The 3,556-nt window shown below is 72.7% G+C and carries 2 protein-coding genes; both read right to left on the bottom strand.

What is annotated here, in order from left to right; translation table 11 throughout:
* Positions 1 to 67: 67 nt before the first annotated feature.
* A complete protein-coding gene (gene sucB, locus ACRYM0_RS20585; RefSeq protein ID WP_432507712.1) occupies positions 68 to 1,921 on the bottom strand; it encodes a 2-oxoglutarate dehydrogenase, E2 component, dihydrolipoamide succinyltransferase in 1,854 nt (617 codons plus the stop codon).
* A 102-nt stretch (positions 1,922 to 2,023) separates the two neighbouring features.
* Positions 2,024 to 3,403, bottom strand: a complete 1,380-nt coding sequence (gene lpdA / locus ACRYM0_RS20580; protein ID WP_432507711.1) for a dihydrolipoyl dehydrogenase — start codon at positions 3,401 to 3,403, stop codon at positions 2,024 to 2,026.
* Between the last annotated feature and the right edge of the window lie 153 nt (positions 3,404 to 3,556).

The raw sequence follows: 3,556 nt of genomic DNA, 5'->3' as shown, positions 1-3,556 counted from the left end.
GGCCCCGCTCCCGGGAGGGAGCGGGGCCGTGCGCGCGGAGTTCCGGCGGCCGGGGCCGCCGGGCGGGTCACAGACCCAGTTCGCCCTCGAAGGCGCCGCCCTCGATGCGCTTCTTGATCGTCTGCAGGAACCGCGCGGCGTCCGCACCGTCCACGATCTGGTGGTCGTAGGACAGGGCGAGGTACATCATCGAGCGGATCGCGATCGTCTCCTGGCCCTCGTCGTCGGTGAGGACGACGGGACGCTTGACGATCGCGCCGGTGCCGAGGATGGCCACCTGCGGGGCGTTGAGGATCGGGGTGTCGAACAGGGCCCCGATGCTGCCCGTGTTGGTGATGGTGAAGGTGCCGCCCGCGAGGTCGTCGGGGGTGATCTTGTTCCCGCGGGTGCGGGCGGCGAGGTCGGCGATCTTGCGCGCGATGCCGCCGATGTTGAGGTCGCCCGCGTCCTTGATGACCGGCGTGATGAGGCCCTTGGGGGTGTCCACGGCCATCGAGATGTTCTCGCTGGCGTGGTAGACGATGCTGTCGCCCTCGATGCTGGCGTTGAGGGAGGGGTGCTGCTTGAGCGCCTCGACCGTCGCCTTGACGAAGAACGGCAGGAACGTCAGCTTCGCGCCCTCGGTGGCCGCGAAGGAGTCCTTCGCCCGGGCCCGCAGCTTGGCGATGCGCGTGACGTCGACCTCGATGACGGTGGTCAGCTGCGCGGAGTTCTGCAGCGACTCCTTCATGCGCTGGGCGATGACCTTGCGCAGCCGCGACATCTTCTCGGTGGTGCCGCGCTTGGCGGAGACCTCGAAGGCCGGGGCCTGCTTCTGCTCCGGCGCGACGGCGGCCGCGGGCTGCGCCGGGGCCTGCTGGGCCTTCGCGGCCGCGGCCTTCGCCTCGTCGGCGGCCTGCTGCACGTCCTGCTTGCGGATGCGCCCGCCCACCCCGGTGCCGGTGACCGTGGACAGGTCCACGCCCAGGTCCTTCGCGAGCTTGCGCACCAGCGGCGTCACGTAGGTGCCGCCGCCGGTCGGCTGGGGCGCCTCCTGGCGCGGGGCCGGGGCCTGCTGCTGGGGCGCCTGCTGCTGCGGCGTGGACCGCGGCTCGGGGGCGCCCTCGCCCGTGCTCCTGGCCGGCTGGGTGGAGGCCTCGGCCTGCTGCCGGGCGGTCTCTCGCTCGGTGACCTCGTCGGCCAGCGACTCGCCCTGCGCGTCCGGCTGCGTCTGCAGGGGCTCCTTCACCGGCGCGGGCTGCTCGGCGGGGGCGTCCTGCTGCGGGGCGGAACCCTGCTCGGAGGCGTCGCCGACGCGGGCCAGGTCGGTGCCGACCTCGACCGTCTCGTCCTCGCCGACGAGGATCTCCAGCAGGGTGCCGGCCACGGGGGAGGGGATCTCGGTGTCGACCTTGTCGGTGGACACCTCCAGCAGGGGCTCGTCCACCTCGACGGTGTCACCGACCGACTTCAGCCAGCGGGTGACGGTGCCCTCGGTGACGCTCTCACCGAGCGCCGGCATCTGCACCGCGGTGCCCCCGCCACCGGAGGACGGCGCGGCGGCCGCCGCGGGCGGCTGCTCGGGGGAGGGTTCCTGCTGCGCCTCGGGCGCCGCCTGGGACTGCTCCGGGGCCGGCGGCTGCGGCGACTCCTGGGCGGGCTGCTCGGCGGGGGCGTCCTGCTGCGGGGCGGAACCCTGCTCGGAGGCGTCGCCGACGCGGGCCAGGTCGGTGCCGACCTCGACCGTCTCGTCCTCGCCGACGAGGATCTCCAGCAGGGTGCCGGCCACGGGGGAGGGGATCTCGGTGTCGACCTTGTCGGTGGACACCTCCAGCAGGGGCTCGTCCACCTCGACGGTGTCACCGACCGACTTCAGCCAGCGGGTGACGGTGCCCTCGGTGACGCTCTCACCGAGCGCCGGCATCTGCACCGAGTTCGACATCTGTTCGGTTCTCCTCACGGACGGACGTGCTCCGGCGCCCGGAGGGACGCCGACGGGTTCGGGCGGGACGGCGGGGCCGCGCCGACGCGGCCCCGCCGGTGCTCAGGAGTGCGAGTGCAGCGGCTTGCCGGCCAGTGCCAGGTGCGCCTCGCCCAGGGCCTCGTTCTGCGTCGGGTGGGCGTGCACGAGGTTCGCGACGTCCTCCGGGAAGGCCTCCCAGTTGACGATGAGCTGCGCCTCGCCGACCTGCTCGCCCATGCGGGAGCCGACCATGTGCACGCCGACGACCGGGCCGTCCTTCTGGCGCACGAGCTTCACGAAGCCGGTGGTCCCGATGATCTGGCTGCGGCCGTTGCCGCCGAGGTTGTACTCCACGACGTCCACGTCGCCGTACTTCTCGCGGGCCTTGGCCTCGGTCAGGCCGACGGAGGCGACCTCGGGCTCGGAGTACGTCACCTTGGGGATGCCGGTCTCGTCGATCACGGCGGGGTTCAGCCCGGCGATGTCCTCGGCGACGAAGATGCCCTGCTGGAACCCGCGGTGCGCCAGCTGCAGCCCGGGGACGATGTCGCCGACGGCGCGCACGCCCTCGACGTTGGTGCGCAGCCGCTCGTCGGTGAGGACGAACCCGCGGTCCATGCCCACCCCCTGCTCCTCGTACCCGAGGCCGGCGGTGTTCGGGCCGCGGCCCACGGCGACGAGCAGCAGGTCCGCTTCGAACGTCTTGCCGTCCTCGAGGCTGACGACGACGCCGGAGTCGTTCTGCTCCGCGCCCTTGAACCGCACGCCGAGGGAGAACTTGATGCCGCGCTTGCGGAACGCGCGCTCCAGCGCCTTGCTGGCCGCCTCGTCCTCCAGCGGGACCAGGTGCGGCAGCGCCTCGACGATGGTGACGTCGGCGCCGAAGGACTTCCAGACGCTCGCGAACTCCACGCCGATGACGCCGCCGCCCAGGACGACGACGGACTTCGGCACGGAGTCCAGCTGGAGCGCCTGCTCGCTGGTGATGACCCTGCCGCCGATCTCCAGCCCGGGCAGCGAGCGCGAGTAGGAGCCGGAGGCGAGGACGACGTTCCTGCCGGTGTAGCGCTTGCCGTCGACCTCGACGGCGTTCTTGGCGACCAGCCGGCCGGTGCCCTGCACGAGCTCGACCTTGCGGGACTTCACCAGGCCCTGCAGGCCCTTGTACAGGCGGCCGATGACGCCGTCCTTGTACTTGTTGACCCCGGCCATGTCGATGGAGTCGAAGGTGGCGCGCACGCCGAACGCCTCGGACTCGCGCGCGGAGTCGGCGACCTCGGCGGCGTGGATCAGCGCCTTGGTGGGGATGCAGCCGCGGTGCAGGCAGGTCCCGCCCAGCAGGTCCTTCTCCACCAGCGCCACGGACAGCCCGAGCTCGGCCGAGCGCAGCGCGCACGCGTAGCCCCCGCTGCCTCCTCCGAGGATGACGACGTCGTACTCCTGGTCGGCGGCACCTGCCACGAAAAGCTCCTAGGTCGGCTGTGCTGGGAACTGCTCACGGTGATTCTGTCACTCCGTCCACACCCCGGCGCCAGGGGGCGCGTGTGACGGGGCCCACGCGGGGCCGAGGCGGGCCCCACGCACGACGGCGGCGGCACCCCGGGGGGTGCCGCC

It is taken from the genome of Kineococcus arenarius subsp. arenarius (assembly GCF_050871845.1).
Classification (GTDB): Bacteria; Actinomycetota; Actinomycetes; order Actinomycetales; family Kineococcaceae; genus Kineococcus.
This window is presented reverse-complemented; position numbering and strand designations above follow the sequence as displayed.